5 protein-coding genes are annotated in these 4,543 nt (G+C 56.2%); 3 read left to right on the forward strand and 2 right to left on the reverse strand.

Translation table 11 applies throughout. The annotated features are described in order from the left end of the window. Positions 1 to 162: hypothetical protein (locus GX181_08745; GenBank protein NLM72027.1), on the reverse strand; the 162-nt coding region annotated here is incomplete at its 3' end. A 258-nt stretch (positions 163 to 420) separates the two neighbouring features. On the opposite strand from GX181_08745, the gene GX181_08750 reads away from it, so the two are divergent. The 3 genes from GX181_08750 to GX181_08760 are packed head-to-tail and all read left to right on the forward strand — an operon-like array spanning position 421 to position 3,552. After that, on the forward strand, positions 421 to 840 hold the full coding sequence (locus GX181_08750) for an SAM-dependent methyltransferase (protein NLM72028.1): 420 nt from the start codon (positions 421 to 423) through the stop codon (positions 838 to 840). After that, a complete protein-coding gene (locus tag GX181_08755) occupies positions 837 to 2,135 on the forward strand; it encodes a septum site-determining protein MinD (protein NLM72029.1) in 1,299 nt (432 codons plus the stop codon). The genes GX181_08750 and GX181_08755 overlap by 4 nt, the downstream gene beginning before the upstream one ends. Next, entirely contained in the window at positions 2,128 to 3,552 is a 1,425-nt protein-coding gene (locus tag GX181_08760; protein ID NLM72030.1) for a hypothetical protein, read from the forward strand. Before GX181_08755 ends, GX181_08760 begins: the two co-directional genes overlap by 8 nt. Before the next feature lie 301 nt (positions 3,553 to 3,853). On the opposite strand, the gene GX181_08765 is transcribed toward GX181_08760, so the two are convergent. Then, positions 3,854 to 4,543 (reverse strand): hypothetical protein (locus GX181_08765; protein NLM72031.1); only part of this gene is annotated, 690 nt, incomplete at its 5' end.

Genomic DNA, 4,543 nt, shown 5'->3' on the forward strand with positions numbered 1-4,543 from the left:
CTCGCCGTCCTTGTTTATCAGGGCGACGCCGCCCGTAGGGGTGTTGTTCGCAAAGGTGCAGTTAACCGCCGAGATGGCGCCGTTGTTGTTGTAGACAGCGCCGGATGAAAGGTTGCCCGAGAAGGTGCAGTTGACCAGCTCTAGGTCGCCTTGGTTGCACACCGCGCTTCCCTCCGCGGAGGCTTTATTGTTGCTGAACTCGCATCTCTCGCAGCGGACTGTGGCCTGTGCCAGGACGGCCAGCGCGCCCCCCCATTTGACACCCCACGTCGAGCAATAAAATTACTCGATTCCAACCTACAGGAGACACAGCCGTGAAAAAAGTCATCCCCCTTGCGTGCGCGCCCTTACGCGCACCATGGTGTATTATATAAGATGCAAATTTGAGGATACTATCTTTCGCAGTACCCGGAGGACGGAATGAAAACGGATTTTCTGGATGCACACGAACGCCATTGGAAGGATAGTGAGCTGCTATTCAACAATAAGCGGTGGGCCAATGCGGACCACCTTTACGGTATGGCGGCTGAATGCGGCCTTAAATCATTGATGGTGGTCTTTGGAATGCCGTTCGACACGGGGAAGGACAGACCGACATGTAATGTTGACTGCAAGCATATCGACAGAATCCAGATACGTTACGAGACGTATCGTTCCGGCAGTCCGGCCGGATCAGGATACGCGTTGCCCGATCCGACTGTATTCAACAATTGGGATGTATCGCAGCGGTATGCGCATAGCAGTCACTTCAACGAAAACTTGGCCATTGAGCATCGAAATGGAACCGAAGCCATTCGCAAGTTAGTGCAGCAGGCTCGAAGGGAGGGGCTGTTGAAGTGACTACCTTTGACGAAACGCTACCCATAATTACAGAAATCTTAAAGAGACACAAGGCAGAGTTGTCCAACATGGACTGGCTTCTGGTAAACCGCGATCTCAAGGGGAAAGTCCGGTTGATAGCTCCTGCGGCGGTGTCGGAAGATAAGCTTTCCCGAACGCTCAAAGGCATTGCCGAAGAGTTGGAAAGCAGACTCGGCGACAGGGCCTACCCAGCAAAATACGCCATACTTTATGATGAAAACGATAAGGATGCGTGCAAAGGCGCGTCTCTCTTTCCGCTGGAGGGTTTTGACAAGATAAAGGTGGCAGACCGGCTTCCTGTCTCCGGCAACTGGCTCTCTATCGCCTCTGAGGATTCAGGAGCCCCCATTGTCGTTTTTTTCTCGGTCAAAGGAGGCGTTGGTCGTTCCACAGCGATTGCGGCCTCGGCTCTATCATTGGCCCAAAATGGCAAAAAAGTCCTTGTCCTCGACATGGACCTCGCATCCCCCGGGCTTTCATCCGCTTTACTCCCGGAAAATCGTCGCCCGAAATACGGTATTGTGGACTGGCTGATAGAGGACCTGGTCGGAAACGGCGACTCCATTCTTGATAAAATGTATGCGAAGAGCGATATTATCCGCGACGAAGAGGTCTTCGTAGTCCCGGCGCATGGACGCGAGCCCGGCGAATACGTCTCAAAGCTTGGCAGGGCATGGATGTCCGTCGTGAGGGATGATGGAACCAGAGAGAGTTGGCCGCAAAGATTGCGACGTATGGTCGACGAATTGAAGAAAGCTCTGGACCCCGAAATCGTGCTAATCGACTCGCGCTCGGGAATTGACGACTTGGCCTCGGCCTGCGTCACCGACCTCGGGGCCAAGCTGATACTTTTGTTCGCGTTTGACGACGATCAGACCTGGACGGGACACCAAATACTATTCCGTCACTGGCGGCATGCTTCAGTAGCAAAAGAAATACGGGAACGATTGCAGCTTGTGGCGGCGATGATGCCGGAGACCGATACGTTGGAGCGTTTGGGAGAAATGAGGGAAGCCGGCTACGAGTTATTCGCAGCCGAACTGTACGATGCCATTCCCCCGGGTGAAATGATAGGTGAACGATGGAACTTCGAAGAATCGGATGATTTAGCCCCGCACGCCCCATGGCTCATTCGTAGACATCAGGGTTTCACCTCTCTGAAAACCCTCCGCGGTCGCCTTTCTAAAATCGAAGAGAGCACTGTGGTACATGTCTTCGGCCCGTTGATTCAAGGTCTTGGCGAACTTATAGAGGAGCAGGACTCCGATGGATAACGCTGTTGAACTCCGACAAGCCATACTTGCCGCACCGCTCGAATCAAGCAGCTTTGGAGAAGAACCCCTTCCAGGAACGCTGTACATACCACCGTCGCATGTCAAAGCACTACGGCTTGATGTACACCTTGTCGTAGGAGGAAGAGGCGTGGGGAAGTCTTTTTGGACCGCCGCGTTGCTTTCAGGCGATCTGCGTGCGATTATTGACGGCGCTGCTCCGGAACTGGAGAATGTCGACATTGTCACAGGCTTTTCCGGTCGCGGTGACACCGATGCGTATCCTAACGAGGACGTTTTTTCGAAACTGCTTGGCGACGGGTACGATCCTTATGACATATGGCGGACAGTGATGCTGCGCCATATCATAGACGGACGCGTCATCCTCGAAAAATACTGGCGGGATGCAATAACCTGGTTCAAGGCCAATCCGGAGGAGGTTGAGCGGGAGCTTCGCTCTACTGATAATTTGATGAGCAAGGACGGACGTCGAAAGCTTATTTTGTTCGATGCGCTTGACCGCACCAGCAGTGATTGGGACAGCATGGATAAGATTGTTCGGGGACTTTTGCGCGCCGCGCTTTGGCTCAGGTCGTACACCTCTTTCCACGCCAAGATTTTCCTGCGTACAGACCAGTTCGAGCGAACAGTTACGGATTTCCCCGACGCATCCAAACTGCTTGCGACACGAGCGGAATTATCCTGGGCTCGCCACGACCTTCACGGTTTGCTATGGCAACGCCTAATCAATACACAGGGTGGCCATGGAGAGGTCCTGCGTGAAGCATACCGCTCGGTAGTCGGTGAACTGCCTGAATGCGTCGAAGAAGTATGGTTGCTTCATGAGGAGGCAAAGCGTGAGACACCCTTTCAGAAGAAGCTTTTCGAGAAGCTCGCGGGCCCCTGGATGGGCCGCGACCGTCGTAGAGGCGTTCCTTATACGTGGTCTGTGGGGCATCTTGCGGATGGTAACGGAATGACCTCGCCCCGTTCGTTTCTTGCCGCCCTCCGGCAGGCGACTTCAGACACTAAAGAGCGCTACCCCGATCACGAGCGCGCCCTGCACTACGAAAGCATCAAACGCGGTATCCGCAAAGCCTCTGAGATACGGGTAGACGAAATTTCAGAGGACTACCCGTGGGTGAAAGACGTATTGTCGTGCCTGGAAGGCCTGACAGTCCCATGTGAGTACGATGCTATCATTAAACGCTGGGAGGGAAAATTCCCCGAAGGACCAGACAGCATTGCCACCAACCGCCTACCGCCCCAGCATGCGAGAAGAGGATGGGACGGCCTTAGGGAAGACTTATCGCGAATTGGTCTGATCGAGGTGAAAAGCGACGGCCGAATAGATATGCCCGACCTTTACCGAGTCGGCTTCGGTCTGGGTCGCAAAGGTGGAGTCAAACCAAAGGGATAAACGACGATGGGGTCCCCCTCTATCGTCACGAACGGTGAGGAAGGCGGCTAGAAACAAGCCGCCTAAGCGATCGACACGAACGGAAAAAATGCTCGTTCGGTCGCCTGCTTCGCGGTCAAGGGCGTGCCGCATAAGCGATCGACACGAACGGAAAAAACGCCCGTTCGGTCGCCTGCTTATGTCGTCCCGAACGGCGCGCAGCGACGGAGGGACCTCGCCCTTGTCGTCCGATGTCGGGTCGCTCGTTCGCACTCTTTTTGGCGCCTTCCCTGAAAGCCGCACGGGCTTACGGAACGACTATTCACCCTCCTGCGGGGTAGTCGGGACATGGAACGGGCTCGGGATCAGGTTCCGGGTCTGGCTCGGGATCGGGCTCCGGCACTGGCACCGGCCCAGGCCCAGGCTCAGGCTCCGGTTCAGGCTCGGGATCGGGCTCAGGCTCCGGATCGGGCTCGGGATCGGGGTCCGGCTCGGGGTCCGGGGGCGGCTCTGTGTTCGCCATGTGTTCGAACGCTCCCATGCTGGTCTCGGCGTCTATCGGGCGGTACAGGCCTCTCTGGTCCACGGCGGGCACGAGCAAATCCAGGACGCCCGCCCGCTCTCCCGCAGGGTAGCCCGCCCCTATCGCGGGGCTCCCCTCCTTCAGCGCGTGAGTCCTCGTCGGGCCCCCGTTGTCCTCAAGCTCCTCAAGCAGCGGATCCTGGCGCAGAATGTCCGTCGCGACGATGTTCACATTGCCCAGCCTGCCTCGAACGATGCTTCTGTCGATCCTCATGACGCCGCTCTCGGACTTGGCCTCGTACGCCATGCCGTTCTTGTCGTTGTCCAGTATGCTGTTGACCACGGTGAACTCGCCGTCCTTGTTTATCAGGGCGACGCCGCCCGTAGGGGTGTTGTTCGCAAAGGTGCAGTTAACCGCCGAGATGGCGCCGTTGTTGTTGTAGACAGCGCCGGATGAAAGGTTGCCCGAGAAGGTGCAGTTGACCAGCTC

This window comes from Synergistaceae bacterium, assembly GCA_012521675.1.
GTDB lineage: Bacteria > Synergistota > Synergistia > Synergistales > Aminobacteriaceae > JAAYLU01.

Excerpts from the sequence above, each read along its gene's own strand:
- GX181_08750 (NLM72028.1), top strand. The coding sequence starts at position 421 with ATGAAAACGGATTTTCTGGATGCACACGAACGCCATTGGAAGGATAGT.
- GX181_08760 (NLM72030.1), top strand. The coding sequence starts at position 2,128 with ATGGATAACGCTGTTGAACTCCGACAAGCCATACTTGCCGCACCGCTC.